Raw genomic sequence first — 26,560 nt, forward strand, 5'->3', positions numbered from 1 at the left:
CGCGCCATGGGCTTCAAATCTCAATCCACACATCCGACCGACCAAGATCGAACTTCACAAATGACACTACACGAAAAAACCGAAAAAGAAAACAGCAAGAGCAAGTTCTACATCTCGCCCACCGAGCGCCTGGACCTGCTATCCGCTCTGACGAAGGCGCAGGCGAAAGAAGAGGCGAAGGGCAAGAAACAGAGGAAACTCCTGCAAGTTGACCTGTTCGTCATGATGGCTCTGATCGGCCATCGCAACAACAAAACCGGTCAGTGTGACCCGTCCCATGCGCAGATCGCCCGTGAGATTGGGGTCGCGGAGTCGACAGTGAAACGTTCGTTCAAGCGACTCACCAATGCCGGCTTCATCACCACGGCCGCCAAATACTTCAGGGGTCTCAAGACCAGCAGCCAAGTCGATATCCAATTCCAGAAGGGTGAACCATGGATCACCAAGCCCTTTAGCGATGGGTCAATGACGACCAATCGATCGGTCACCGACGACCCAACGATAGGTCATGGATGCTCGTCACGCTCGGTCACCGATGACCTCAACGATAGGTCACCGATGACCCATAAACACAGTGAATTGAACCCAGGGAATGAACACAGTGAAGAGAACACACAGAACGCCCCGCGTTGGGATGGGCCGGCTGGTGTTTTGGATGTCGAGATCAAGCAAGGCAGCGTAGCCCAAGACAACGAGCCGGCCGATTGGCCCACGGACTGGCGCGATAAGTTTTGGAACGCCTTGCCGGAACGCAAGAACGTAGCGGCGACGGAGAAAGAGCTGGGTGTCATCGCTAAGGCCGGAGTAAAGTTCGAGTCGGTCCTGACTGCCGCTCGGCGAAAGTGTCGCACGGAGACCGTGGGTTATTACCGCGATCCGGTGAAATGGTTGGCCGATGAACCGTGGAAGGATAACGGGAAGCCGGCACTGAGGCCCAGAAGTAAAAAGGGGGTTGCGATCTGACCAGCGTGGACCCGCCGGTCAACTTTCCATGGTGGTGCCGGCGGGATCTGATCTAGGGTGGCTCAATAAGCCCCATCCGGATCGCCCTGGCGCGCGTCGCCACTTCCGTATAGCGCTGCGCAGCCTTGATGGCACGACGCCGGTCCGGGTCGTTCGCCTCGATGTCGGGATCGTTCATCAGACGTTGAAGTCGAGCACGGCGCCATGCCTGCACTCTACGCAGTCGGGCGAGCAGCGGTTGCTCGTCTGGATGTCGCAGGACTCGCTCATTCGGATTGGACATAGCCCCTCCCTCTTGGGTTGTGAGACTAGCTCACCTCCCCCGGCTTGTCCTGTTAGCCGCAGTGCGACCAGTCCCGTCCCACAACTGACCGTAGGGTGGAACAAGGCCACGCCATGGATCAGCCGCGACCGTAGAGCGCGATAGTCCATACGGGCATAGGGTATCTACCCGCCACACAGCAAATCCTCTCCAGCGCCCTCCCTGGGGCTACTAGAGCCATGCGACATTCCGACATCGTGCGATGGGGATCATGAAAACAAGGTACGATCAGGGAGAATGAAGTCGTGTTGGCTGATGCGTCGAACCTGTACACCCCTTAAAAGGACAGGATTATTTTCCGACTCCGACACAAGGTACCCTGATATGGTTGACATATACCCCCTGGGGGTAGTACGTAGTTCGGCAGGATAGCACTTCTATACACCAGCCCCCACGCTCCCATGTGGGGCCACAATCATATCTAGACAACCGCAGCCCGCTTGGCATCCGCCTTGCGGGCTTTTGCTTTTTGGAGACCACCCTATGAAGAAGAACGAGCCTTTCGCGGCGGACGAGTTGATCACGTCGCCAATGACTCACGTCGCGCTGCGACTGCCCAAGGTCCTCGTTGACCGGATCGATGCAGCTGCCGCTGTCGATGATCCGAGTTCGCCCAATCGCAGCAGCCTTGTGCGACGCTTCATCGTTCAAGGCCTGCGCCGCCAGGTGGAGGCAGCGTGATGTCAGACGATCATCTGGAGGATGCGTTCATTGCGGAATGCCGCCGGCAGGGCTTCCAGCCCAACCAGAACGTCATGCGAGAGGCCGCAACCATCCTTGCTGGCGCCACCTTGACCCATGGCCTCATCACCTTGCCGTCCAAGGGTAGCATCAGCCCGGCTGACCTCGCTCGTTCACTCCGTGCTGCCATGCCGGAATCCTTCGACGGAGTCGAGGACAGGCCGGACAGCAAACCCACCGTCAATCTGACCGAGTCCATGCGTCGGGAGCTAGAGGCGCACCCCAGCAAGCGAGCGTTACCCAGCGATTGGCAAACCGTTCGGTCGAAAGCCACGGGAGTTACGGCTGAGCACCTCGCTGAACGTGAAAGGCATTGGAAGTGAGCAAGCGCCATCTGCCGCAATTCGATGCCCCAACCCTATCGAAAGGGCCGCGTGTTGAGCGTCTACAGGAGCGCCTTGCCGCAGCCCGGGTAGCCGCGGTCACCGCGCCCCCGGAGCGACTGCGAGAGGTTGCCGACGAAATCGACTTGATCGAAACTCTCTGGAATGAGGAAAATTAGAAATGAAGCCTGGAATTATCGCTCGCCAGCACGCCGCTCGGCTGAAGGCTGAGCAATATCTCGTTGACGACGATGTGCGAGAGGCGCGCACAGCCGCGTTGCTAGACCTTGATCGGCGTCGCCGCCTATCGAGCGCTGAGCAGGCTGTGTCGGAGGCAGAGGATCGATTGCGGTACGCCCGTCGCGACTTTACCGCACAGGAGGTGGCGCTGGCCGATGCACAGGCTCGCTTAAAGTCTGTTCGGGACGAAATGGCCAGCTAAGATCGGACGGTAGTGTGGATCGCTACACTGCCGTTCATAGGGAGGCGCGACACATGGTTTTGAGACGACTCGCCGGCACGATCGCGTTGGCTCTCATGATCGCGCCTCCCGCCGTTGCCGACCCCTATCCAACACCGACCCGCGAGGGCCGAGAGCGCATCCCGCGCACCGGCACTTGCCCCACGGGGTTTGTAGGCCTTGGCAACTTCTGCGAGGCGCTGCACCGGGACACGCCCCGCGCCTACCCGCACATCCCTGGTACAGCCTGCCCCTCCGGGACGTTCCGGAGCGGCGACGCCTGCAAGGAGTTCCGGTGAACGATCAGGCTGCCTTGAGGACACGCCAGACGGTCGGCTCCGATACCTCATACTCGCGGGCAAGTTCCGCCATAGTCTCACCATTCGCGTAGCGCTCCGCGATCTTGCGGCGTTGTCCTGCATCGAGGGCCTTGGGGCGTCCGAACGTGGTGCCCTTGGCCTTAGCCCGCTCTATGCCAGCCTCGCACCGGGACCGGATCAGCCCCCGCTCAAACTCCGCGATGCCGCCCATGATCGTCAGCATCAGCCGGCCGACATCGGTCGTGGTATCGCACCAAGACTCACCCAACGAGACGAGGCCAGCGCCCTTCTCTTGCAAGGTATGGAGGATGTTGTGCAGGTCGCGGCTGGAACGGGCGAGTCGGTCGAGTTTGGTCACCACGATCACGTCGCCGGCTCCGATGGACTTCAAGAGCCGTTCGAACTCGCGGCGCCCGGTTACAGACTTGCCCGATTGCTTCTCTGCAAAGACCCGCTCGCAGCCGGCGGCCTTCAAGGCCTCGATCTGAGACTCATGGTCCTGTGTGGTCGAGGAGACGCGGGCATATCCGTATTTCATGGTCCGAAATCTCACTTTTGAAAGTCTAACTTATGAAAGTTCTAAAGCCTTGGTTTTCAGTGGTCAAGAAAAACTTTCACAAGGTACACTTTTTGAAAGTCCGGACCTGTTTGGTCACCGCCCTGCTGCGCGGTGGTCCTGCCTGCCTCCTGTGCTGGCTGCACCATCGCGAGGGCTGCTGCGAAGCCACAGCCATGGCTGCACCGCGCTCGGTCGTAGCAAGCAGCTCTCGACCAGTCGGTTAGCACGTCACCGCCCGCGTGCTGGCTCTCATAACCCTAGGCGCGGTGCAGTCGTGCCGGGCAGGTGACAGCCATCCCCCGACCGTCCAGGTCCCCGACGCGGGGCAGGTCCCGCACAGGTGACAGACCACGAGCCGGCCGGTGCGCCTGCATCGCGGCACCGTGATGGATCACGATCACCATCGTCCTCACCGTCTCCGCCACGCCGCGGTCTGGCGAAGGTTTCCCAGCACCGAGAATGCCGCGTGGGGCGAAACTTTTGTACGGCATGGCCGCCACCATCGGTCACCAAGCTCAGATTATTTTTCCGGAAAAAGCGAATTCCTCCGGACCCCTTCCGATGTACCGCCTTGACGTTTGGGAGACCCCCACCCCCAAAGAAATCGGGCGGGTGCATTCGAATGCATTTTCTCAGCCGCAACGCCAAAAGGGGCCTTTTCCCTCCGTTGCTCCAAACCACAACCACAAGAGACCTAAATGTCCGAGAACCTCGATATCCGCGCCAGACTCATTGGCTCGGACGAATTGTCACCCGTGCTCAAGAAATTCCTTTCGAACCTGCGAGAGGTCGAAAGCGTAACGAGGCGCTTCAACGCCAACATGGCCGGCCTGGGCCGCGTTGGCCAGCAATCGTTCGACGGCGTTGGCCGTGCGGCGAAGGCGGTTTCCGCTCAGATGCAAGGCCTGCAGAATCTCAGCCGGTCCGCCGCTCGCGGCTATTCGGCGGATTGGGGCAAAGCGTCCAGCCAGCGCCTCAATGACGCTCGGCGGCTCTATGCCAACCTGGAGCGGCTCGAGTCCTCATATCAGCGCCAGATCGAACGCCGCGTTGCCGCAGAACGTCGGGCCGCATCCGGCAGGTCCTACGGTGGTGTTCGTCTGCCCGCGCCGAACATCCGCACCATTGCTGCCGGCGCCGCCATCACTGGAGCCGGCGTTGTGTCCGCACTCCGAAAGCGGATGGAGACGCAAGCCGCTGAAGTGCGGGCACAGATGTTCGGAGACCTCAGCAGTGGCGAGGTCGTAAAACTCCGGAAGGACTTCGCGGACAAGGCCGGCATCAAATACGGCATTGGTACAACCAAGGTTCTCGACACGGCGATCGAGGGACTCAAGGCCGGCGTGGCACGGCAGTACGCTGCCGAATTTGCAGACCTCGCTCTGAAGGCGCAAGCTGGTCTGGACGTGAACCCGGAAGCTGTTGGCAAGCTGCTGGGCCGCCTCTCGACTCAGATGCCGTGGGACACCGGCCGCTTCAGCAAAATCTTGAATGCTGTCGCGGTGGCGAACAACTCGACGGCCGCCGATGGAAACGAGATCATCGAGGCCATGCGCCGCAGTTTGTCTGCGCTCGCGACCACGAAGATGACGCCGGAGCAGCTTGCTGCACTCGACGCAACGCAAATCAGTCTGGGAACTCAGAGTTTCAAATCTGGCACTTTCGTTTCTTTCTTGACCTCTCAGCTTGCCGGTGCCGACTCCGCTCGTGGTCAGCAAGCGAAGGACCTTGGCTCCGCCGCGAACACCCTAGGCTTTGGTAGTCGTGGTGCGATGGCGAAGGCCATGCGTGAACGGCCGATGGAAGCAATCCAGCAAATCCTTGATGGTCTCGCCCGCCTCCCAGAGAAGCTGCGGACGAAGGTAGCAAAGCAGATCGGTGGTCGCGAGTGGATGGACGAGTTGTTAACTTTGGTCCTCGGTCGCGACAAACTGAAGGACGTAGTACGGGATATCGAAAGCAAACCGGGTTTCCTCGACCGCACGGCGTTGCAGAAAATCCGTTCGATGCAGGGCCGGTGGGCCTCGATCAGCGCCGCGCTAGGTCTCGTTTGGGAGCGTGTCGGTGCGGGCCTTGAGGACTGGTTCGAAAAAATCTCCGACTCCATCATCAGCCTCGCTGACAAGTTCAACTTCGACACGATCCGGGAACACGTCGCAGCGCTGATCGATGGCGCTCGCGAGGGCTTCGGACTCAAGGATTGGGGCGAAATCGTCAAATCCGTGGCCGACAACTTCGATGCCGGGACCGTCGCGAAGTGGCGCGAGTTCGGCAAAGGATTCGCGGAAGGGGTTCGCGAATTTGCCAGCGGACTGAAGACAGCATTCTCAGCGCTTGGAATCCTCGCCGGGAAGAATCCGGCGGATGCGCGAGAGATGGGCAACTTGGTCGCGCAGCTGACTGGCCTCACCGTTGCCTTGGCAGCGCTGTCGCCAGTGCTGAGCGTCGTCACGACGCTCGCCCTTGGACTGACCGGCCTTGGTCAAGCGCTCACCTTCATAGGCAGCAGCGCCGCCGCTGTTGGGTTGCTCAGCCTGTTCGCTGCACGGAATCAGGATCGGGGTGTTGCAGACGAACACATCCGCAGAACTGATCCCAAGACCGGCCGTCGCGAGTCCTACAAAGATTGGCAGGAACGCATTGAAGAGAAGAAGAAACTTCGAGGCTACAAGCCATCAGGCGATCCGCTGTTCCAGCCGACGAGCTTCGGCGGAGCGACCGACTTCTCTGGCATGCGCCGTACTAGCGACCTGTCGGATAACCTGAACAAGTTCACCGGCAAGATCGAGCGCGCGGCGTTCGTCAGCAACGGCACCGGCGGGTTGCAGTATGCGGCCCTTGGTGGCGGCTCCCGCCGTGGTCTGTCTGGTGGCGGATACATCGGTGGTTTGCCGGCGATTGTGAGGAGTGTTCCTGGCCAAGCCCTTCCGGATTTTGGTGTCGGTCGCAGCGGCAGCATCATCAGTCGCGACAAGATCCCGTCCTTCGGCGATGGCGGTGCGGCACCTCGTGGTGGCTCTGGGTTCACCGGCTCTAGCATGAGTGTGGCGAAGAAGGCCGCGATGGACCAGCTCCGTAGGGAGGGAGTCCCCGAGGCGAACCTGAACCATGCGGCCTCACTGCTGGTGGGGCAGGCAATCGCTGAGAGCGGTCTCAACCCGAACCTCGTCCACGATCGTGGCACGGGCTACGGCATTTACGGCGCCCGATTGGGACGTCGTGACAAGATGCTCAAGTGGTTGAGCGCCAACGGCTATGCCAAGAACAGCTTGGAAGGCCAGATGCGTTATATGGCTCACGAGGCCATGACCGATAAGGCCTACGCGCCGTCTCGCAGCGCTCTGATGGGCGCAAGCGACGATAACATGCGCCGGGCCACCTCCACGCTGACCAATAACTTCGAGTCTCCCAAGGTCGACAACTCGCCAACCAGGTATGGAAACAGCCTGGACGCGCTGAGGTACAAGCTGGACGGAGATGCCGGTGCGGCTGGCGGAGGTGTTGGGACTGGCAAGATCGTCAAGGGTGTGGATCGTCGTTTGCAAGAGATCGTGAACGCTGCATCGACGCACTTGCCGGCCGGGTACAGGGTCGAGATGTCCTCGGGCTTCCGAGGCGCCGGACAGCTCAACCACAACGGCAGTGCAGCCGACTACAAGATCATCGGCCCGGACGGGAAAGCAATCTCGAACCGCGGCGAAGATCCGACCGGCATGTACACGCTGCTCGCTCGCCACTCGTACGGAGAAATGCTCGCTCGGTACCCGAACCTGAAGGGCAAGTTTGCCTGGGGCGGCGCCTTTGGAACGCAGCTCGGCGGCGGCGGTCGGCGCGACCTAATGCACTTCGATGTCAACGGAGAGCGCGGTCGTTACAGTCAGTACCAGTTGCACAACATGGGCTCCGTTCCGGGGACGAAGTACGGCATCACCGACAACGTGCCGTCCAGCGTGATCCAGAACGTTCCTGCGGCTCAGGCGCCTCCGAGGCTCGGTCCGGGACAGATGCGTGGGGGCTCGACAGGACCCATCAACATCCACATCAACGGTACATCTCACGATCCGGAAGCACTGGCGACGCTGGTGCAGCGCCGGATCGACGAGTCGATGAACTGGCGCACCCACGACACCGCGTCCGAGTACACTTGATCAGAGTGAGGTGCCTGCGGCGTCTGTTCACTTCCGCGACATTTGCGTCAATGCAAATGGCTACGCAAAGCGTAGCTGAGTATCGTCGGCATCGTCTGATTTGGCCCAAGCGAAGGCGACGATGCCGACGACGCACTTGTCGAATTTGATAGTCCAGCCCGCAAAGCTGGACACGTTCGCAGAAGCTCTCAGGCTGCAGATCGAGCGCCACGGAGAAACGCCGTACAGCCTCCATCGGGCTATGACATCAGTGGGATACACCCTGGACAAACGCGCATTTATTCGATGGGCGACCGGCGAAAAGGTTCCGCGTTCTGTCCAGAGCATGGAGATTTTGAACTGGATCGAGCGCCGCTATCAACTTGCGCCAGGCTATTTCAAAGCCAAGATTCCGAACCAAGTGCGAGCCGCACGCGGGCATATTCTCAAAGATAGATCAGCCGCTGAGCGAAGACGCCTTTCATGGCATTTGCCAGATGATTTCAATTTTCGGACTCCTGAGGAGCAGGCGGAAATCCTTAGTTGGATTCATAAGGTTATTATTACCGGATCGACTGGTTATCGAAAGTTCCATGCTGCAGCGATAAAAACAAGATACGCTGTGAGATTTGGAGCGCTGCAATTGCGCCGTCGACGGGTATCGGTTGAAAAGTCCGAGGATGTAGAATCCGATATCAACGAAGAATTAGTTTCGTCAGTCGTCGATGCACCGGCGGCCCTCGACGAAGAGATGCGGGACTTGTTGTGCTTTAAGACATCGACGCTCACCCACCGCGGGCTTCAACGCAGCGGCGTCTGGAATGAAGAAACCGCGTCGCAGAAACTGGAACATTTGGGTCTGCTGTTCGGTGCTCTGACGGCCTCGCCCAAGGCAGCTGTGCGCGGCTTCGGTGCAGGTCTTGATTGTGTCTGCTTCGCCATGTTGGTCTTTCCGGCGGTATGGGATTGGTATCTTCGATGGCGTGAGCGCAGACGTGGTTTCTACACGCATTGGGAGCTCGATATGCTCGGTGTCGCTCTCGCTATGGTGCGAAAGGAGACAGGTTGGCTTCGACAAAATCCTTCGCTCGCTGATCGGCTCAAACCCATTCCGGGTTTGGTTTCTGAAGGCGACATCGTAGCCGCAAAATGCGATTGGGACGACGTCTGCGATGTCATGAGCAAGCACGGTAAAAACCGTGTCAAGGAGATCAGCCGTGTAGTTCGGATTCATCGTGACCCGTTTGAGCCGATCTTGACGATACTTGAGGCTGAGAGTCCGGTGGGCGAATATAAGAAGATCACGGAAGAAATCGCTCGTTTGACTCCTGATGAACGAAGGTACCCTCGCTCCGCAGCAGAAATGGTGCGATCGTTCCTGATGTTGAGGCTAGGTCTTCATTTAGGGTTACGGCAGAAAAACCTTCGCGAACTTCGCGTGTGTTTCCGTGGGCGAATACCAACCTCTGAAAGACAACTTGAGGATATGAAATGTGGCGAACTGCGCTGGAGCGATAAAGATTGCGGATGGGAAGTTTTTATTCCGTCCGTCGCTTTCAAAAATGCCTCATCCTCTTTTTTCGGGTCGAAGCCGTTCAGGCTAATATTGCCGGATCTGGGTGGCCTCTATGAGCGTATCGATGCCTATCTTGATCGCCATCGAGCGTGGCTGCTTGGTCCCGCCGCCGATCCCGGGACCTTCTTCGTAAAGACTGCTAAGAAAAGCAGCACGAGCGCCGCATACGATCAGTATACCTTCTATGAAGCATGGCGGCTGATTATACAGCGGCATGGGATTTATAATCCTCATACCGGGCGTGGCGTGATAAAAGGACTTCTGCCGCACGGGCCACACAACGTGCGAGACGTTCTGGCTACCCATATCCTAAAACAGACGGGCTCGTACGAGCAGGCGAGCTACGCAATCCAAGATACGCCCGAGATGGTGGCGAAACACTATGGGCGCTTTTTACCACACGATAAGTCCGCGATTGCCGCGCGCATACTGAAACGCGTCTGGGAGGTGTCCTAGGCGGTTTGGGTTAGGTTGAACGTTTGGTTGTAATCCGCGGAATCGCGGCAATTGCGCGAGCCATCGCCTGGATCGAAACGTCTCCATAATCCTCACCAGCTGTTCGCGGCGCGTGCCCTTGGATGCAATCAACGATGCGGTGATCCATCCCAAGATTGCGGCTGATCGTTTTGAAACGGTGCCGCCAGCCGTGATTTGGCTGGACACGTCCGTCCGTCACCACTGTTCGGACGAAGTCAACCACGCGCTTGTAGCTGCCCTTTGCGAAAAGAGCGCCATCACCAGACTCCTCGACAAACCGCAGCAGGCCCAAAGCGATTAAGTGTTGATGTACTGGCACAAGCCGGTACGTCCCTGATTTGATGCTGCCGGCTAGTGGGTTGAGATCGAAAACGTGGTGCCCGGCCTCCTTACGAATGTCTTCCTTCCGAAGCTGCAACGCCTCGGCAATCCGGCAGCCTGTGTATGCCGCTATAAGCGGAGCCCATCTCTTAGCTGCTGCGGTCTTTGCGTCCTCTTTCGGCTTCTGAGCGTAGCTGAGGCAAGAGTTGAAAATTGCTCCAGCTTCCTGATCCGTGAAACCCTTAGACCGTGTCCGGATTTTCTTCTCGGCCTTGATCTTGATGACATTAGCCGGATTATTGGACAGCTTGCGATTATCAACCGCCCATCCGAATACTGATCGTATGCCAGGCAGATCACCATCCTTCAAGCTCTTGGCAGTCACCACCTCCAGCCGGGCAGCCTTGAACGACAGCATGTCCTGCTCTGTCACGCGGCCGGCATCGTCATGACCCAAATGTTTGATCAGTCGGTCTATGGCGCCCTTATAGACGTCGTGGGTTTTTTTGGAGCGGCCGGTGGCCTTGGCCTCCTGCCACCACGCACCAAATAGCTCGGTGATTTTTAATTTTGGTTTGATCGCCGTTACGGTTTCGATGGACGGGAAGCGTTGCGCCTTTGGATCGGGCGAGTAATCGCCTTCAGCGTTACGGCGTAGCTGCCAGCCTGCATCCAGCGCAGCGGTGCCGACAAGATGCAGGAATCGGCGTCGGTCACTCTGAGCGAGATGGATGCGCTGTCGGATCAATACCCAATCACCGATCAACCCAAACCGCTCCTCCAGGCTATCAAACTGGCCTGCTGGAAGGGCATTCACAGCCGCGGTGAGATCGCCTTCGCCAAACACCGCCAGTGCGGTCATCGCTTCATTCGGCATAAGCGCGGCTGGTGGCGGGGACTGTATGCGGCCCTCCAGAGCCGCGCGATGTAGGGCCTTGTGAAAGCTCCACGGACCCGGGTCGCCAGGACTATCGGAATGGATTTCGTTGTAAATCCGGTACGCCTCGCCAGACAGAGCGACCAGCGCCTTGTGCGAGAGGGTGACGGGCTCAGCTTCGGTCAGTTCGAACAGTCGGCGGAGATGATCCAGTGCGTTCGCCTGCCGAGCCGCGGCAAGGAGTAGATCATCCGTTTCTAGGCTGAACGAAACGTCGCTCCCGATCTTCACCACCTTGATGAAGGGTCGTTCGGTGCCAAGACTGAGCAGCACGCGCTTGCCGCGCAGCGGAGCGACGACTTTGGTGGGGACGCGAACACGGAACTGGGGGATGCTGGATCGGGCGCGAGTGGACATTGAGAAGTTCAAGGAAACCATTGGTCTGTGTGGCACTTTCGTGTGGCACTCAGGACCGAATTTCCAATAAAATCAACACATCCAATAGGATAGATGGTGCTGCCAGACAGGATTGAACTGTCGAAGGAAGTCCCTCTTTCACTGAAATAGTCGAGCTTTTCGCTCCGGCCATTGCTTGCTGAACATCAGCCGAGTAAGCGCCCGTCACGTCGCGGTCGGTTCGCGCCAAGCATCCTTGCAGGTCAGTGATAGGTGCGGCTTGAAGGACTTTGCGCCTCCCCCTTTGCCTGCTTGGCTGCGCTAACGAGCTGCTTTGCCAGCATCCCGTCCAGCAGTTCTTCCAATGCGCTCACGTCTGTTGCTCCCTCAGTGAGGCGTTGATCAGCCGCTTCAAGGGCATCGTAATAAGGCTTCTTGTTTCCAGCGATCTGTTCGGGAATTGTCGGAGCGCCTGGTAGTAAACTGTCCAGTTTGATGCTCATCACGACGTACGACACAGCACGGGCTGTGCGACCGTTGCCGTCGGCAAAGGGATGTATCCAGTTGAGCCGCCACAAAACATACGCAGCGAGATGCACAGCACTCATCGACCAGTTATCGTTTACGTAGTCGCAAAGATGCTCGATCTCCTCGGAGACGAACGGAGCTTCCGGCGGTTGATGCTTGCTGCCATGGATTGTCACATTCGTGTTGCGCCACGTCCCCGCCAAGGGATGGATGCCGTTCAAAGCAGCTTGATGCAACTTAAGGACTAAGCTGGATCGCAGACGGAACGGGCGTTCCGGTTCTTTGACAAATGACCGGATCATCTCAAGCGCGAGATCAAACTGGCGTATGCCATTTTCCGCTTCGCGCCGCGCAACTTCATCTGGATCGCTAAGAAGTGGCGCTGTCTCGGCTACGCTATGCCGGTCATCTGCCACGCTTCAGCTACTCGCTCGAATGGAGCTTCTTGTCGAGCGCTGCAACCATCTCCCGCGTGATCCGCTCGTTCTCGATGTGGGTGTTGCCGTACGCGAAGCTGCGGCGCTGCTCGCCCAATTGATCCGGAGTCATCTCGATGTGGCGAGCTCGCTCAATCAGTTCCTTAAGGTCATCAGTCATCGAGCCACTCCCCTTGTCGAAGCGATCATAGCGAACGGCTCACGTTCCTGTAAAGTTCCTAATCGCTGGTAAAAGTACGTATCGTTTCCGATGCGGCGTTTAGGTGACTCGTGCAGTCGTGTCGAGCTGCCAAGGACGATTTCAAGTCGTCGTGGCCCTCGACCACGAGCAGTCGGCCACGTACGGAGATGTGGCCTCTGAGCGTGCGTGTGGCAAGGGGCTGTACACGATGAGTTCTGGTATTGGCGGTCAACGCTAAGCGAGGGGAGAAAAGAGATGGCAGTAGGTCCTGTAGAACCGTTCATGTTGGAGTATGAGAGCGAAGTAGACGAATATCTCAACGACCTTCTAAAGCGTCCTGAGTGCCGTTCGATGGAGGAAGTCGAGAGGCGTGCGAACATGCTTACCAAAGACACTGCCCTCAGAGCATACTTCATCAATAGGGCGAGGCAGACTTCGGGGTGACTCCGATGCGCCCTTCGTGACGGGCTGGCGCATTGCGTTGCCGGTGCCCCGCAGTGCGCGTTTGCCGCGGCTCTCGTCAGTGGAAGGTCCTGGTGCTGCCAGACAGGATTGAACTGTCGACCTCTCCATTACCAATGGAGTGCTCTACCACTGAGCTACGGCAGCGTGCCCGGGAAAAATTGAATCGGCCCCATGGGCCCGTCCAAGCGGGCGGTTCTTGCCACAGGCCTCCCGTTGGTGCAAGCGAAACAGCGCCCCTGTTGGCGGCGAAATCGGCAGAAATCGGCGTTCCTCGCCAGTGATTCCGTCCAATCCGGCCGATTTCGGTCCGATCGGGTTCCGTTCCAGCCGGAAAGCTCCTGATCCGTCCCGCCGCCGAATCATGGCATCGCGCGCAACTGGCCGACCGGGCAGGGTGCGCGGGCGGCGGCCATTGGCTATGGTCGGCCTCGCGCAGGACGTCGGCGGTTTGAGAGTTTCGGGAATGACAGGCGATCAAGGCAAGGGCGGCGGGCAGGCCGGAGCCCGCGTGAAGGATTCACGACAGGATCGTCTCAAGCTGGCGCTGCGCGAAAATCTGAAGCGGCGGAAATCGCAGGCGCGCGGTCGCGAGGATGGGGCCTCTTCCGAACCGGCCCATGGCTCACTAGATGGCGGCTCGCTAGATGACGCCGATGGAAACGAGTCGGGCCGCTAAGCCGGCTCGTGTGTGTTGCAACAAGAAGCGAGTCGCCGAGATGGCCATGGATGAGACGACGATCGATCGGCTGAACGCCACCGCCACCGCCTTCCCGCGCCATGAGCAGACCTTTCCGACCCTGACCGCGCATGAGATCGAGCGAATGCGCCGCTTCGGCGAGCCGCGGTCGTATGGGGATGGCGAGGCGCTGTTCGAGACCGGCAAGCCGGGGCCCGGCATGTTCGTGGTGCTGTCGGGCCATGTGTCGATTACCCAGCGCGATGGTCTTGGCCGTGTCACGCCGATCATCGACCAGGGGCCGGGGCAGTTCCTTGCCGAGATCGGCCAGCTCTCCGGCCGCGCCGCGCTGGTCGACGGCCATGCCGAGGGCCCCGTCGAGACGCTGTTGCTGCCGCCCGAGCGGCTGCGCGCGCTGCTGGTCGCCGAGGCTGATCTCGGCGAGCGCATCATGCGCGCGCTGATCCTGCGCCGCGTCAGCCTGATCCAGGGCGGCGCCGGCGGGCCGGTGCTGATCGGCTCCGCGTCGGTCGGCAACATGGCGCCGCTGCAGAATTTCCTGGCGCGTAACGGCCAACCGCATCACGTCCTTGATCCCGGGACTGACAAGGATGCCGCCGACCTCGTCGCGCGCTATTCGCCGACGCGCGCCGAGCTGCCGCTGGTGGTCTGTCCGAACGGCACGGTGCTGCGCAATCCGTCCGAGACCGCGCTTGCGATGGCGCTCGGCATGATCGGCAACAGTGCGCAAGACAAGGTCTACGATGTCGCGGTGGTCGGCAGCGGGCCGGCCGGACTCTCCACCGCGGTCTACGCGGCTTCCGAGGGCCTGTCGGTCGCGGTGTTCGATTCCCGCGCCTTCGGCGGCCAGGCCGGCGCCAGCATGCGGATCGAGAACTATCTGGGCTTCCCGACCGGCATCACCGGCCAGGCGCTCGCCGGGCGCGCCTTCAACCAGGCGCAGAAGTTCGGCGCCGAGATGCTGATCCCGGTCTCGATCAAATCGCTCGACTGCTCGAAGGCGTCGGGCGCGTTCACGCTGGCCACCGGATGCGGCCACACGCTGCGCGCCAAGTCGGTGGTGGTCGCGAGCGGCGCGCGCTATCGCCGGCCGGCGATCGACAATCTCGAGAGCTATGAGGGCCGCGGCGTCTGGTACTGGGCCTCGCCGATCGAGGCGAAGCTCTGCGCCCAGCAGGATGTCGTGCTGGTCGGCGGCGGCAACTCCGCCGGCCAGGCCGCGGTTTATCTCGCGGCGCATGCGCGCCGGGTCAACATGATGATCCGCGGCGGCGGGCTCGGGGCCAGCATGTCGCGCTATTTGATCGAGCGCATCGAGGCGACGCCGAACATCGAGTTGATGTTCAACACCGAGGTGATCGGGCTCGAAGGCGCGGAGACGCTGGAGCGCGTGCGCTGGCGCAGCCGGCTCGCGCCCGAGGAGTTCATCATGGATATCCGCAATCTCTTCCTGTTCGTCGGCGCCGATCCGGCGACCGGCTGGCTCGAGGGCTGCGGCGTGCAGGTCGACCACGGCGGCTTCGTGATGACCGGTGTGCAGAAAGGCGACGGCGCGCCCGCCGTGCCGCTGCTCGAGACCACGGTGCCCGGCGTATTCGCGGTCGGCGACGTCCGCTCCGGTTCGGTCAAGCGCGTCGGCGGCGCGATCGGCGAAGGCGCGCAGGTCGTTGCGGCGCTGCACGGGTATCTCGCCGATGACGGCAGCCCGTCGCTGTAGGGATGTCGATACGACACTATCCCCGTCATCCTGAGGAGCGGCGAAGCGGCGTCTCGAAGGATGAATCGGCCATAGTGCGGCCGTGCATCCTTCGAGGCTCGCCCAGCGGCGCAATTGCGCCGCAAGGCTCGCGCCTCCAGCGACAAAGGCGAAGCCTTTGCGCGGGGATGACGGGTCAAAAACGGCGGACAAGGTAAGAGGTCGCAAATGACAAAAGGCTGCACCCATATCGCCGGCATCCAGGACGTCACGCCGAGTGCGCTTGGCTGCGAGGAATGCCTGAAGAGCGGCAGCCGCTGGCTGCATTTGCGGATCTGCCGGACCTGCGGTCATGTCGGCTGCTGCGACGACTCGCCGAACCGGCATGCGACGGCGCATTTCCACGCCACCGGCCATCCCGTGATCGAGGGGTACGATCCGCCGGAAGGCTGGGGCTGGTGCTATGTCGACGAGGTGCTGTTCGACCTGTCGAAGCGCAAGACGCCGCATAACGGGCCGATCCCGCGCTATTATTGATTCAATTTCTCACGAGGCGCACGCGTCGTCGGCGCGTGACGGACGCAAGGACCATCCCCGTCATCCCCGCGCAAAGGCTTCGCCTTTGTCGCTGGAGGTGCGAGCCTTGCGGCGCAATTGCGCCGCAAGGGCGCGCACCTCAGGATGACGGGGCAACTAAAATCCGGCGCCGGCCAATTTCGCATGACATGTCGGCCATCCTGCCATCGAACCATGTAGCAATTTTCAAAGACGCATCGTAACGTGGTGCGGGTTTCTCAACGGGGAGTGGGCCACATGACGACGCTCGTGCTTGTGCACGTCATTATCAGCCTGATTGCTATCGTCGCCGGTGTGATCGTGATGTTCGGCCTGCTCGGCTCGCGCGCGATGCCCGGACTGACCTCGATCTTCCTCATCCTCACGATCCTGACCAACGCCACCGGCTTCGTGATCCCGCCTCTGGTGACCGAGAAGCTGCTGCCGTCGCACATCATCGGCGGCCTCTCGCTGGTGCTGCTCGCGATCGCCTGCATCGCGCTGTATGCGATGCAGCTCAAGGGCGCCTGGCGCCCGATCTATATCGTGACCGCGATGGTCTCGCTTTATCTCAACGTCTTCGTGCTGATCATCCAGAGCTTCCTCAAGGTGCCTGCGCTGCAGGCGCTGGCGCCGGCCGTGCCGCCGAACCCGCCGTCCGGGCCGGTATTTGCCGTGGTGCAGGGCATCGTGCTGGTGTTCTTCGCCGTGGTGATCATCGGTGCCTGGCGCCGGTTCAGGCCGGTCACGTTCGCCTGATCCGGGCCGGATGACATCATTTCGCGGCGACGCACGGCATAGAAGATGATGTGCGGTGGCGTGTCCGGGATGCGCCGTCGCCCGAGGTGCGCTCACGCCTGGCGTGGGCGGACCAAAAAATCAGCAACAAGAGGAGCAATCAAATGCCCACCATCACCACCAAAGACGGCGTCGAGATCTTCTACAAGGATTGGGGTTCGGGCCAGCCGATCGTGTTCAGCCATGGCTGGCCGCTGTCGTCGGACGACTGGGACACCCAGATGCTGTTCTTCGCGAGTCACGGCTTTCGCGTGGTCGCCCACGACCGCCGTGGCCACGGCCGCTCCGCCCAGGTCGCCGACGGCCATGACATGGACCACTATGCCGACGACCTAGCGGCCGTCACCGCGCATCTCGACCTGAAGAATGCCATCCATGTCGGCCATTCCACCGGCGGCGGCGAGGTGGTGCATTACATTGCCCGCCACGGCGAGAGCCGGGTGGCGAAGGCCGCGCTCCTGAGCGCGGTGCCGCCCCTGATGGTGCAGACGGCGGCCAATCCCGGCGGTCTGCCGAAGTCGGTGTTCGACGGCTTGCAGGCCCAGCTCGCGGCCAACCGCTCGCAGTTCTACCGCGATCTCCCGGCCGGCCCGTTCTATGGCTACAATCGGCCCGGCGCAAAGCCGTCGGAAGCCGTGATCCAGAACTGGTGGCGGCAGGGCATGATTGGCGGCGCCAAGGCGCATTACGACGGCATCGTCGCGTTCTCGCAGACCGACTTTACCGAGGATCTGAAGAAGATCACCGTGCCGGTGCTGGTGATGCATGGCGACGACGACCAGATCGTGCCCTACGCCGATTCCGCTCCGCTGTCGGCCAAGCTCCTGAAGAACGGCACGCTGAAGACCTACAAGGGTTTTCCGCACGGCATGCCGACGACGGAAGCGGAGACGATCAACAAGGATCTGCTGGCGTTCATCAAGGGGTGAGGCGGCTGGCGCTGCGCGTCGTACCGCTTGTCTCAACGCCGCGCAGCTTCATCCCCTCCAAAGTGAGGCTGCCACCGACGGCAAGGTTCCCGCCTTGGCGGGGCCATTGCGAGCGAGGAGAAATTTCGGAATAATGGAAATTTATCCCTGATTTGCCCGGCGTGTCAAGTTGCCTTGCCGATCCCGGGTGCCGTCGGCATGCTTTGCATGGGGTTGTTTTCGATATTTTGCCTGTGCGCTTGCCGGTTCCCCTGAGCGGGGGGGGGCCTTGAGGCCATGCGGTACCGCCGGCGGCCGCAAGGCGTTATAAGGACCGTCATGTCCCCGCCCGCCCCCCTGAAACTGATCGCCCTCGATGCCGATGACCTCGCGGTCATCTCCGCCCATGTGCAGGACGCCCGCGTCCAGCCCGCCGACATCGTCTGGCGGCAGGACGAGAAGCGCCTCGTGGTCGGTCTGAACCGGCTGGACTGGGAGCAGACCCTGGCCGGTGCCACTTCTTCGCGCCGGCTGATCGCCGCGCTCAGGTTCGACCGGGTGCTGGCATGCAAGGCGCGCAATATCGACCTGGAGGCGCCGGAGGCCACCCTGGAACTGCTCGGGATCGAATTCCATGCCTCCGACCCGCCGGGCGGCAGCGCGCTGCTGATGTTCGGCCAGGGTGCGGCGCTGCGGCTCGATGTCGAGTGCCTGGAGTGCGAATTGACCGATCTCGGGCCCGACGATCTCGGGGTGGGGCCGGCGTAAATTTGGTGTCGTCCCGGCCTGGTGCGCAATTGCGCACGACGGGGAGATTGCGCGCCTGCCAAGGGTTGACGGCCATTATCCGCCGCGCCATTGAGCAGGGACCCAAAGTCCTCTTCAGAAAGCCGCCATGCCCGTTCGCCTGGACCGACAGAGCGCCGATTTCGAGCAACGCTTCCGCGAATTCCTGGCGGCCAAGCGCGAGGTATCGGCCGACGTCGAGCGCGCCACCCGCGCAATCGTCGACGATGTGGCCGCCCGCGGCGATGCGGCGCTGCTCGAGGCGACCAAAAAGTTCGACCGGCTCGAACTCGACGCCGCCGGCCTGCGCATCACCGCCGCCGAGATCGACGCCGCGGTTGCGGCCTGCGACGCCAAGACCGTCGAGGCGCTGACATTCGCGCGCGACCGGATCGAGACCTTTCACCGCCGCCAGCTGCCGAAGGACGAGCGCTTCACCGATGCCGCCGGCGTAGAGCTCGGCTGGCGCTGGAGCGCGGTCGATGCGGTCGGGCTTTACGTGCCCGGCGGTACCGCGGCCTATCCGTCCTCGGTGCTGATGAACGCGGTGCCGGCCCGGGTCGCCGGCGTGCCGCGGGTGGTGATGGTGGTGCCGGCGCCGGACGGCAAGCTCAACCCGCTGGTACTCGCAGCCGCCCATCTCGGCGGTGTCTCGGAAATTTACCGCGTCGGCGGCGCCCAGGCGGTGGCGGCGCTGGCCTATGGCACCGCAACGATCGCGCCGGTCGCCAAGATCGTCGGCCCCGGCAACGCCTATGTCGCCGCGGCCAAGCGGCAGGTATTCGGCAAGGTCGGTATCGATATGATCGCCGGCCCTTCCGAGGTGCTCGTGATAGCCGACGACACCGGCAATGCGGACTGGATCGCGGCCGATCTCCTGGCGCAGGCCGAGCATGACGTCAGCGCGCAGTCGATCCTGATCACCGACAGTGCGCGGCTCGCCGCCGACGTCGAGCGCGCGGTCGAGGCGCAGCTGGCGACGCTGCCGCGCGCCGAGATCGCCCGCACCTCGTGGAACGACTTTGGTGCCGTAATCAAAGTGACAAGACTCGACGACGCGGTCGAGCTCGCCAATGCGATCGCGGCCGAACATCTGGAGATCATGACCGCGGACGCCGAGGGCCTGTCGAAAAAGGTCCGCAACGCCGGGGCGATCTTCCTCGGGCCCCATACCCCGGAGGCGATCGGCGACTATGTCGGTGGCTCCAATCACGTGCTGCCGACCGCGCGCTCGGCCCGGTTCTCCTCGGGCCTCGGGGTGCTTGACTTCATGAAGCGAACCTCGATCCTGCGGTGCGGGCCGGATCAGCTTCGTGCGCTCGGGCCTGCCGCGATGACGCTCGGTCAGGCCGAGGGTCTCGATGCTCATTCACGTTCCGTCGGATTGCGCCTCAACCTCTCATGAACAAGCCACCAGACGACGAGGATTCCGACAATCGCATCGTCGCGGTGACGCTCGACGAGGAATCGATCGGCCGTTCCGGGCCCGACATCGAGCATGAGCGGGCAATCGCCATCTACGACCTGGTCGAGCAGAACCTGTTCGCGCCCGAAGGCGCAGCCAGGCCGGGGCCCTATACCCTGCATATCGCGATCACCGGCAACCGGCTGATGTTCGATATCAGGAGAGAAGACGGCACGCCGGTGGTGGCGCATCTGCTGTCGCTGACGCCGTTCCGCCGCGTCGTGAAGGACTACTTCATGATCTGCGACAGCTACTACCAGGCGATCCGGACCGCGACACCGGACAAGATCGAGGCCATCGACATGGGCCGCCGTGGCATCCATGACGAAGGCTCGCGCACGCTGCAGGAGCGGCTCAAGGGCAAGGTACGCGTCGATTTCGAGACCGCGCGGCGGCTGTTCACGCTGATCACTGTGCTGCACTGGAAGGGTGAGGGCGGGCAATGATCGGAATGACACTTGACGGGGGCGTACCCCGGTCGAAAAAAGCCTGATCGCATGGAAGCGCCGCGCGCGCGCACCCCGCAGGCCGTGCTGTTCGCATGCGGTCACAACGCCGTGCGCTCGCCGATGGCCGAAAGCCTGCTGCAGCAGATGTTCCCGCAAGGCGTCTATGTCCGCTCGGCCGGCGTGAAGAAGGGCGAGCTCGATCCGTTCGCGGTCGCCGTGATGGCCGAGTTCGGCCAGGACATTTCCGGCCACAAGCCGCAGACGTTCGAGGAGCTCGAGGATTGGGAGGGGCTGAACTTCGACCTCATCATCACGCTGTCGCCCGAGGCGCACCACAAGGCGCTGGATCTGACCCGGACGCTCGCCGCCGATGTCGAATACTGGCCGACCCATGATCCGACCGGCACCAGCGGCAATCGCGAGCAGAAGCTCGCGGCCTATCGCGAGGTCTGCGACGGCCTGTTGCTGCGCATCCGCCGCCGCTTCACCAAGGCCGGCGCCGCGAATTTGTGAGGCTCCGCGCAGGGACCCGCGTGTTCCGATTCGCACGGTCCGCCCCTTGTCGCCAGACTGACAAACAGCTGTGCTTATGGGGCCTTGTCGCCCACGGGGAAGCGCGATTCGCGGCCGGTTCCAAGGTTGTGCATCCATGCCCCATCCGATAGGTTCCGCCCGCGTCCGTCCCCCCGATTCAGCCCAAAAGCCCGCATGCTAGGCCGTCCCAAATTCGTTCTTGCTTCCGGTTCGCCGCGGCGGCTGGCCCTGCTCAACCAGGCCGGCATCGAGCCCGACGCGCTGCGCCCGGCCGATGTCGACGAGACCCCGCGGCGGGGCGAGTTGCCGCGCGCCTGCGCCAACCGCCTGGCGCGTGCGAAAGCGGACGCGGCGCTGAAGTCGGTGCAGCTCGACGACGATCTGCGCGGCTCCTTCATCATTGCCGCCGACACCGTGGTGGCGGTCGGCCGCCGCATCCTGCCCAAGGCCAATCTGGTCGATGAAGCCGCGCAATGCCTGCGGCTGCTGTCGGGCCGCAATCACCGTGTCTACACCGCGATCTGTGTGGTGACGCCGCGCGAGGCGTTCCGCCAGCGCCTGGTCGAGACCCGCGTGCGCTTCAAGCGGCTCAGCGACGACGATATCCAGGCCTATATCGGCTCCGGCGAATGGCGCGGCAAAGCCGGTGGCTACGCCGTGCAGGGCATCGCCGGATCCTTCGTGGTCAAGATGGTCGGCTCCTACACCAACGTCGTCGGCCTGCCGCTCTACGAGACCGTGACCTTGCTCGGCGGCGAGGGTTTTCCGATCCGCCACGGCTGGCTCAACGCCGTCGCGGTGTGAGATCAATCCTGATGTATCGGCATTCGCGGTGCACCTCTCCCCTTGTGGGAGAGGTCAAATCGCATCGCCGGATGCGATTTGGGTGAGGGGTCTGTTTCCGCGGATAGAGACCCCCTCATCCGGCGCTGCGCGCCACCTTCTCCCACATCCGCCTCCGTCAAGGCTTCGGCGGACAAGAGGGGAGAAGGGAAGAGGAGCCGGAGCATAGCGGAACAAGCGATCGCCTCCTCAATTGCCAACTGGTGTAAACTCCGTCCCAGCCATGACTGACCAAGCCCGAACACCCCCGGCCACAGCGCGCACCTGCCCGATCTGCGGCAAGCCCGCCCAGCAGTCCTTTCTCCCGTTCTGCTCGTCGCGCTGCCGCGACGTCGACCTCAACCGCTGGCTCAGCGGCCGCTATGTCGTTCCCGGCCGCGAGGACGACGTGGAGGACCCGGAATAGCCAAGATTTCCCAACAAGTTGGGGAAACAATGCCAGGCGGGGCCGTCGCGCCGAAGCCTTTGGCGAAGGCGGGTGGACACAGCGCCCCGACCTCTCTATAAACCGCCCGCTCGCTGCGGCCTTTTCGGCCCCGCGGGTTTGCCCAGGTAGCTCAGTTGGTAGAGCATGCGACTGAAAATCGCAGTGTCGGTGGTTCGATCCCGCCCCTGGGCACCATTCCCCTCATGGCAAGCTTGATCGGCTCGTAGCCCGGATGCACGGGGCGCCGCATCGACATCGGCGTGAAGCGACCTAGAGCATTTCATTGCTTAACTGAATCGGAGGGGATTCCGGTTTTTGGCGGTTTGTGATTCAAGATGCTGACTGGATTGGAGGCCAGCATCGCATGACCCGACCTCTTTCCCTGGATCTTCGCGAGCGTGTGGTGGCGTCGGTTTTGGCGGGCGAGAGCTGCCGATCTGTGGCGGAACGGTTTGGTGTTGCGGTCTCGTCGGTTGTGAAGTGGTCACAGCGGCAGCGGGCGACCGGCTCGGTTGCGCCCGGCAAGATGGGCGGTCACCGCAAGCCCTTGCTTGATCCGCATCGTGCCTTCATTGTCGAGCGGATCATTCAGACGCCGCACCTGACGCTGCATGGTCTGAAGGCGGAACTGGCAGCTCGTGGGGTCAAGGTCTCACACAACGCGGTCTGGCTGTTCCTGCGCCGGGAAGGGCTGCGGTTCAAAAAAAACACTGTTCGCCCTCGAACAAGCGCGCGCCGACGTCTCTCGTAGGCGCCAGCGTTGGCGATCCTGGCAGGCCGGACTTGATCCGGGCCGGCTCGTCTTCATCGATGAGACTTGGATCAAGACCAACATGGCCCCTTTGCGGGGCTGGGGCCCCAAGGGCGCACGCCTGCGCGGCTTCGCCCCGCACGGTCACTGGCGTACCCTCACATTCCTCGGCGCGCTCCGCCATGACCAACTCACGGCACCCTGCGTCTTCGACGGCCCGATCAACGGCGAATGCTTCTGCGCTTATGTGAAGCACCTTCTCCTGCCAACCCTGCGCGAAGGCGACATCGTCATTCTCGACAACCTCGGAAGCCACAAGTCGAAAGCTGTCAGGCAAATGATCCAGGCTGCTGGCGCCAGGCTCTGGTACCTGCCGCCATACTCGCCCGACCTCAACCCGATCGAACAGGCCTTCTCCAAGATCAAACACTGGATGCGGCAGGCTCAGAGGCGCACCGTCGAAGACACTTGGCGCCACATCGGTCACCTCGTTCAGGACATCCAGCCTCGCGAATGCGCAAACTACTTCGCAAACGCCGGTTATGCTTCAGTCAAAATGTGAAACGCTCTAGCGATAGTCCTTGTTGTCGATCACCTTGCCGTCCTTGCCACCACCAGCGTCGGTCGGCATGCATTCGACCTGCACGAGGTCGGGATAGAGCTCCCAGGTTCGCACCAGGAATTTCCTGCGGATGCCGTAGGAGGTGATGACACAGCGGTTCAGCACCGGGCTGACCGCCGCAGCGACGTAGCCGGGATAAAACAGCGAACCATGGTGGAGGACGCTCCAGATCTCGTTGAACCAGGTCGAACGCACCCGGAACGTCACGGTGTTCTGCTCGGTGCAGGGCAGGGTCTCGCAACCGTAGACCTCGTGGATCTCCAGGCCTTCGGTTTGCGAGCCTGAGAGGTTCTGCGAGTTGGAGAGATACAGCTGCTCGTCGTGCCGCACGGTGGCAAGGTACCAGGGCAAGGTCGCTGCGACCGTCGCTGCGCCGTAGACGAGGTAGCAGACGGCGATCGTCGCCAGGATCATGATTCCGCCGCGCGCCTTGCTGAATTCCGGATCGCCATAGGCGTCCTTGGCGTAGACGGAGCGCGCCCACAGCGCGCGGTATCGCGCGAACGCCCATCGCACGAAGCGGTAGATTCGCCAGGTGACCGGCGCGATCAAGGTCAGATAGATCCACCCGCAGGAACGGACGAACTGCGACCAGAACCGGCCGAGCATGCTCAGTTCCCGGTGGGCGCGTCCGAGATCCGACTGGTCATAGGACTTCTTGGCCTCATAGGCCTTGGTCTTGAAGTCGGACAGCGTCTTGTCGATGCCGTCCAGCAACGCGTCGGCGTCGTTATGCGGCTTTTCTGTCATGGGGCATCCAGCTCGACGTGAAGTTGCGGCTCGTAGCGTCGAAGCCGATGTCGAGCGTACCGCTGAAGGCGGCGTCCGCCATCGTCTTCTCGACGATCATGGCCTCGATGCGCTTGATGCGGCCCGGCAGTCCGCGGGCTCCGATCTCGGGCGAATAGGTCTTGTCGCAGAACTCCCGCAGCTGCACCTCGGGGAAGCGCACCTCGATCGATTGCGCCGCGTAGAAGGCGTTGATCCGTGAGATTTCGCGGAACACGATCTTCTCGATCGTGTCCATATTGAGCTTGTGGAACAGGATGATGTTCTCGCGTCCCTCAAAGCGGTTCAGGAATTCCGTCCGGAAGGCCTTCTTCAGGTCGCGGATGGTGAGTTCGTAAGCCTCATCCTGGGTCAAATCGCCGGGACCGGTGCCGACCCGCAGCGCATGATCCGCGCCGATGTTGGTGGTCATCGGCATCACCACGTCGCCGAACTCGACCTTGCGGCCCAGATTGTCGCGGCAGCGTCCGTCATCGAGGATGTTGAGGCAGATGTTGAAGATGTCGGGGTGAGCCTTCTCGATCTCGTCCCACAGCATGACCTGATACGGATTGGCCCGCACCGAATTGGTCATCTCGCCGCCGGCAGCGAAGCCGTCATAGCCCGGAGGCGCGCCGATCAGCTTGGTGACGTCGTTCTTCTCCATGAATTCGCCCATGTCGTAGCGGTTCAACGCCTTGTCGGTGTCGAACAAGGCCTCCGCCAACCCCTTGGCGACCTCGGTCTTGCCGACGCCACTGGCGCCGCAGAACAGGAACGGCAGCGGCCTGTCGGTGCGCCGTCCCCGCCGCCAGACCTTGACGGCACGATCGACGTGATCGAGCACCGCGTCCTGACCGAACACGCGCCGCTTCAGCGAGCCGTGGAGATTGAGCAACTTGACGGCGTCGTTCTGCTTGAGCTTGGAGGCGCCGATGCCGGAGATCAGCGAAAATTCATCGATCACCATAGCTGCGGTGAACAGCAGCCGATCGTTGATCTCCTTGGTGACGGCTTTGTATTTCACCCGATTTTCGTCGACGGCCGCCTGGGTCCGCGCGATGTCGCCGCGCAGTTGGAGAATTTCGGGCGTCGCATAGCCGGACGCCCTGGCGATCAGATCGAAGTCGGCATCGCTTGCTGAGGCCTTGTCGGCGGGCTCATCGAGGTGCCGCTTCTTTTCTTCTTCCTCGAGCCCGCGCAGCTGGGCCTCCATGTGCGCGATCGACTTCTCGCCCTCGCGTTGTGCAGCATAGTAGCCCTTGATCTTGGCCTGGTATTCGGCGAACTCGGCCTTATGGCGCGCGATGGCGGCGCGCACAGCAGCGGCTTTTTCCTCGTTTCCGGAAGCCGGCCCGCTGGCCGCAAGACGCGCGAGCTCCGCCTCCAGCTCCGAGAGCAGCGGCGGCGTCGAGTGCGCCCGCAACAAATAGCGCGCCATGCCGCGATCGAGCAGGGTGCGGGTGCGCGCAGGCTGCGCCGCGGTGAGCCCGGTGTCGAGCGAACGATACTTGCTCGACATGTCGATGGCGGCCTTGACCGCCGCCGGATCGATTCGGACCTCGTAGTTCTCCTCGATATCCCTCGCGCCATGCAGCGCGATCTCCTCGAGCTCGGCGCCGACCGGCTCGGTCAGATCCATCAGCGTGAAGTGATCGCGGAAGTCGGAATGGCATTTGAGGACCTGTGTCAGGTCGGCCTCGCGCACCTCGAGGAAGACCTGCGTCTTCTTCGCCTTCACCATCGCCGTCAACGCGTTGACGATGTGCATCAGCCCGCTGTTGCGCAGCGCATCGATCAGATCGAGCGTATCCTCGACAATCAGAACGCTATCGGGGGTGCGGTTCAGGATGGCAAATATCGCCTTGAACTGCTTGACGATCGCGTCGTTGTCGCCGAGGCCGAACAGGCCGTCGGTGTCGAGCCAGAACAGCCGCTTGTTGACGATGTCGAACGGCGCGTCGGGGTCGGCCTTGCGCGCCTGCAGCGCCAGCGCCAGCGTGGTGATGCCGACGCCGCTCGGACCGGAGACGATCACGCTGTTCGCTTCCATCCGCGTCAGGATGGTGCACAACTCCTCGAACTTCTCCGCGCGGCCAACCAGCTTGAAGTTCTTCCGGCTGGCGAGCTTGTCGCTGCCGGTGATCAGGAAGTTGTCGGCCATTTGGGGATTTCCATCAGTCAGGCT

General features: G+C 61.9%; 25 protein-coding genes and 2 tRNA genes. 19 read left to right on the forward strand and 8 right to left on the reverse strand.

The annotated features are described in order from the left end of the window. The first annotated feature begins 60 nt into the window (after positions 1-60). Entirely contained in the window at positions 61-963 is a 903-nt protein-coding gene (locus HAP47_RS05310) for a helix-turn-helix domain-containing protein (protein WP_176396235.1), read from the forward strand. Between the two features lie 52 nt (positions 964-1,015). Here HAP47_RS05310 and HAP47_RS05315 read toward each other — a convergent pair whose 3' ends face one another. Continuing rightward, positions 1,016-1,246, reverse strand: coding sequence for a hypothetical protein (locus HAP47_RS05315; protein ID WP_173639129.1), 231 nt, complete (start codon positions 1,244-1,246; stop codon positions 1,016-1,018). A 522-nt stretch (positions 1,247-1,768) separates the two neighbouring features. On the opposite strand from HAP47_RS05315, the gene HAP47_RS05320 reads away from it, so the two are divergent. The 3 genes from HAP47_RS05320 (at position 1,769) to HAP47_RS05330 (ending at position 2,791) form a co-directional block, all read left to right on the forward strand. Next, on the forward strand, positions 1,769-1,966 hold the full coding sequence (locus HAP47_RS05320) for a hypothetical protein (RefSeq protein ID WP_173639128.1): 198 nt from the start codon (positions 1,769-1,771) through the stop codon (positions 1,964-1,966). Beyond that, positions 1,966-2,349, forward strand: a complete 384-nt coding sequence (locus HAP47_RS05325) for a hypothetical protein (protein WP_173639127.1) — start codon at positions 1,966-1,968, stop codon at positions 2,347-2,349. Before HAP47_RS05320 ends, HAP47_RS05325 begins: the two co-directional genes overlap by 1 nt. 181 nt (positions 2,350-2,530) lie before the next feature. Then, positions 2,531-2,791 (forward strand): hypothetical protein, encoded by a 261-nt coding sequence (locus tag HAP47_RS05330; RefSeq protein WP_173639126.1) that lies wholly within the window; start codon positions 2,531-2,533, stop codon positions 2,789-2,791. Between the two features lie 321 nt (positions 2,792-3,112). Here HAP47_RS05330 and HAP47_RS05335 read toward each other — a convergent pair whose 3' ends face one another. Then, positions 3,113-3,667, reverse strand: a complete 555-nt coding sequence (locus HAP47_RS05335; RefSeq protein ID WP_173639125.1) for a recombinase family protein — start codon at positions 3,665-3,667, stop codon at positions 3,113-3,115. 719 nt (positions 3,668-4,386) lie between these two features. Between HAP47_RS05335 and HAP47_RS05340 the strand changes: the two genes are divergently transcribed. Then, positions 4,387-7,836, forward strand: coding sequence for a phage tail tape measure protein (locus HAP47_RS05340; RefSeq protein ID WP_173639124.1), 3,450 nt, complete (start codon positions 4,387-4,389; stop codon positions 7,834-7,836). 121 nt (positions 7,837-7,957) lie between these two features. Then, positions 7,958-9,847, forward strand: a complete 1,890-nt coding sequence (locus HAP47_RS05345) for a hypothetical protein (RefSeq protein WP_173639123.1) — start codon at positions 7,958-7,960, stop codon at positions 9,845-9,847. A gap of 10 nt (positions 9,848-9,857) precedes the next feature. Here the strand turns inward: HAP47_RS05345 and HAP47_RS05350 are convergent, their stop codons facing one another. The 4 genes from HAP47_RS05350 to HAP47_RS05365 form a co-directional block, all read right to left on the reverse strand. Beyond that, complete coding sequence (locus HAP47_RS05350) at positions 9,858-11,483, reverse strand: hypothetical protein (protein WP_173639122.1); 1,626 nt, start codon at positions 11,481-11,483, stop codon at positions 9,858-9,860. 242 nt (positions 11,484-11,725) lie between these two features. Continuing rightward, positions 11,726-12,406: a Fic family protein gene (locus HAP47_RS05355; RefSeq protein WP_173639121.1), complete on the reverse strand. Its 681-nt coding sequence runs from the start codon at positions 12,404-12,406 to the stop codon at positions 11,726-11,728. Between the two features lie 7 nt (positions 12,407-12,413). Continuing rightward, positions 12,414-12,587 (reverse strand): hypothetical protein, encoded by a 174-nt coding sequence (locus tag HAP47_RS05360; protein ID WP_173639120.1) that lies wholly within the window; start codon positions 12,585-12,587, stop codon positions 12,414-12,416. 555 nt (positions 12,588-13,142) lie between these two features. Beyond that, positions 13,143-13,217, reverse strand: a tRNA-Thr gene (locus HAP47_RS05365). A 274-nt stretch (positions 13,218-13,491) separates the two neighbouring features. On the opposite strand from HAP47_RS05365, the gene HAP47_RS05370 reads away from it, so the two are divergent. The 13 genes from HAP47_RS05370 (at position 13,492) to HAP47_RS05430 (ending at position 23,544) form a co-directional block, all read left to right on the forward strand. Then, complete coding sequence (locus tag HAP47_RS05370) at positions 13,492-13,749, forward strand: hypothetical protein (RefSeq protein ID WP_371821799.1); 258 nt, start codon at positions 13,492-13,494, stop codon at positions 13,747-13,749. Positions 13,750-13,789: 40 nt separating this feature from the next. Then, on the forward strand, positions 13,790-15,487 hold the full coding sequence (locus HAP47_RS05375; RefSeq protein WP_173639119.1) for an FAD-dependent oxidoreductase: 1,698 nt from the start codon (positions 13,790-13,792) through the stop codon (positions 15,485-15,487). A 207-nt stretch (positions 15,488-15,694) separates the two neighbouring features. After that, complete coding sequence (locus HAP47_RS05380; protein ID WP_057018148.1) at positions 15,695-16,003, forward strand: UBP-type zinc finger domain-containing protein; 309 nt, start codon at positions 15,695-15,697, stop codon at positions 16,001-16,003. A 276-nt stretch (positions 16,004-16,279) separates the two neighbouring features. After that, positions 16,280-16,780: a hypothetical protein gene (locus HAP47_RS05385; protein ID WP_173639118.1), complete on the forward strand. Its 501-nt coding sequence runs from the start codon at positions 16,280-16,282 to the stop codon at positions 16,778-16,780. Positions 16,781-16,923: 143 nt separating this feature from the next. Next, positions 16,924-17,748 carry an alpha/beta fold hydrolase gene (locus HAP47_RS05390; RefSeq protein ID WP_173639117.1) on the forward strand — a complete coding sequence of 275 codons (825 nt, stop codon included), beginning with the start codon at positions 16,924-16,926 and terminating at the stop codon, positions 17,746-17,748. Positions 17,749-18,066: 318 nt separating this feature from the next. After that, on the forward strand, positions 18,067-18,495 hold the full coding sequence (locus tag HAP47_RS05395) for a DUF2948 family protein (protein WP_176396234.1): 429 nt from the start codon (positions 18,067-18,069) through the stop codon (positions 18,493-18,495). 127 nt (positions 18,496-18,622) lie between these two features. Next, positions 18,623-19,918 carry a histidinol dehydrogenase gene (gene hisD / locus HAP47_RS05400; RefSeq protein WP_173639116.1) on the forward strand — a complete coding sequence of 432 codons (1,296 nt, stop codon included), beginning with the start codon at positions 18,623-18,625 and terminating at the stop codon, positions 19,916-19,918. Beyond that, positions 19,915-20,424: a UPF0262 family protein gene (locus HAP47_RS05405; protein WP_173639115.1), complete on the forward strand. Its 510-nt coding sequence runs from the start codon at positions 19,915-19,917 to the stop codon at positions 20,422-20,424. Before hisD ends, HAP47_RS05405 begins: the two co-directional genes overlap by 4 nt. Positions 20,425-20,475: 51 nt before the next feature. Next, positions 20,476-20,940 (forward strand): arsenate-mycothiol transferase ArsC, encoded by a 465-nt coding sequence (locus HAP47_RS05410; RefSeq protein ID WP_173639114.1) that lies wholly within the window; start codon positions 20,476-20,478, stop codon positions 20,938-20,940. Between the two features lie 195 nt (positions 20,941-21,135). Beyond that, positions 21,136-21,765: a Maf-like protein gene (locus HAP47_RS05415; RefSeq protein ID WP_050403368.1), complete on the forward strand. Its 630-nt coding sequence runs from the start codon at positions 21,136-21,138 to the stop codon at positions 21,763-21,765. Between the two features lie 262 nt (positions 21,766-22,027). Beyond that, positions 22,028-22,210 carry a DNA gyrase inhibitor YacG gene (yacG, locus tag HAP47_RS05420; protein ID WP_173639113.1) on the forward strand — a complete coding sequence of 61 codons (183 nt, stop codon included), beginning with the start codon at positions 22,028-22,030 and terminating at the stop codon, positions 22,208-22,210. 140 nt (positions 22,211-22,350) lie between these two features. After that, positions 22,351-22,426: transfer RNA gene (locus HAP47_RS05425), tRNA-Phe, on the forward strand. Positions 22,427-22,595: 169 nt separating this feature from the next. Further along, positions 22,596-23,544, forward strand: a protein-coding gene (locus HAP47_RS05430; RefSeq protein ID WP_173637148.1) for an IS630 family transposase whose coding sequence is annotated in 2 segments (ribosomal slippage) — positions 22,596-22,931 and positions 22,933-23,544 — 948 coding nt in all. Because the reading frame shifts where the segments join, the coding sequence is not laid out codon by codon here. Positions 23,545-23,550: 6 nt separating this feature from the next. Here the strand turns inward: HAP47_RS05430 and HAP47_RS05435 are convergent. Together HAP47_RS05435 and HAP47_RS05440 are read right to left on the reverse strand one after the other, a co-directional pair. After that, positions 23,551-24,354: a hypothetical protein gene (locus HAP47_RS05435; RefSeq protein WP_173639112.1), complete on the reverse strand. Its 804-nt coding sequence runs from the start codon at positions 24,352-24,354 to the stop codon at positions 23,551-23,553. Continuing rightward, positions 24,335-26,536, reverse strand: a complete 2,202-nt coding sequence (locus HAP47_RS05440; protein ID WP_173639111.1) for an AAA family ATPase — start codon at positions 26,534-26,536, stop codon at positions 24,335-24,337. Before HAP47_RS05440 ends, HAP47_RS05435 begins: the two co-directional genes overlap by 20 nt. Positions 26,537-26,560: the final 24 nt, after the last annotated feature.

The organism is Bradyrhizobium sp. 41S5 (assembly GCF_011516665.3).
Lineage (GTDB): Bacteria > Pseudomonadota > Alphaproteobacteria > Rhizobiales > Xanthobacteraceae > Bradyrhizobium > Bradyrhizobium quebecense.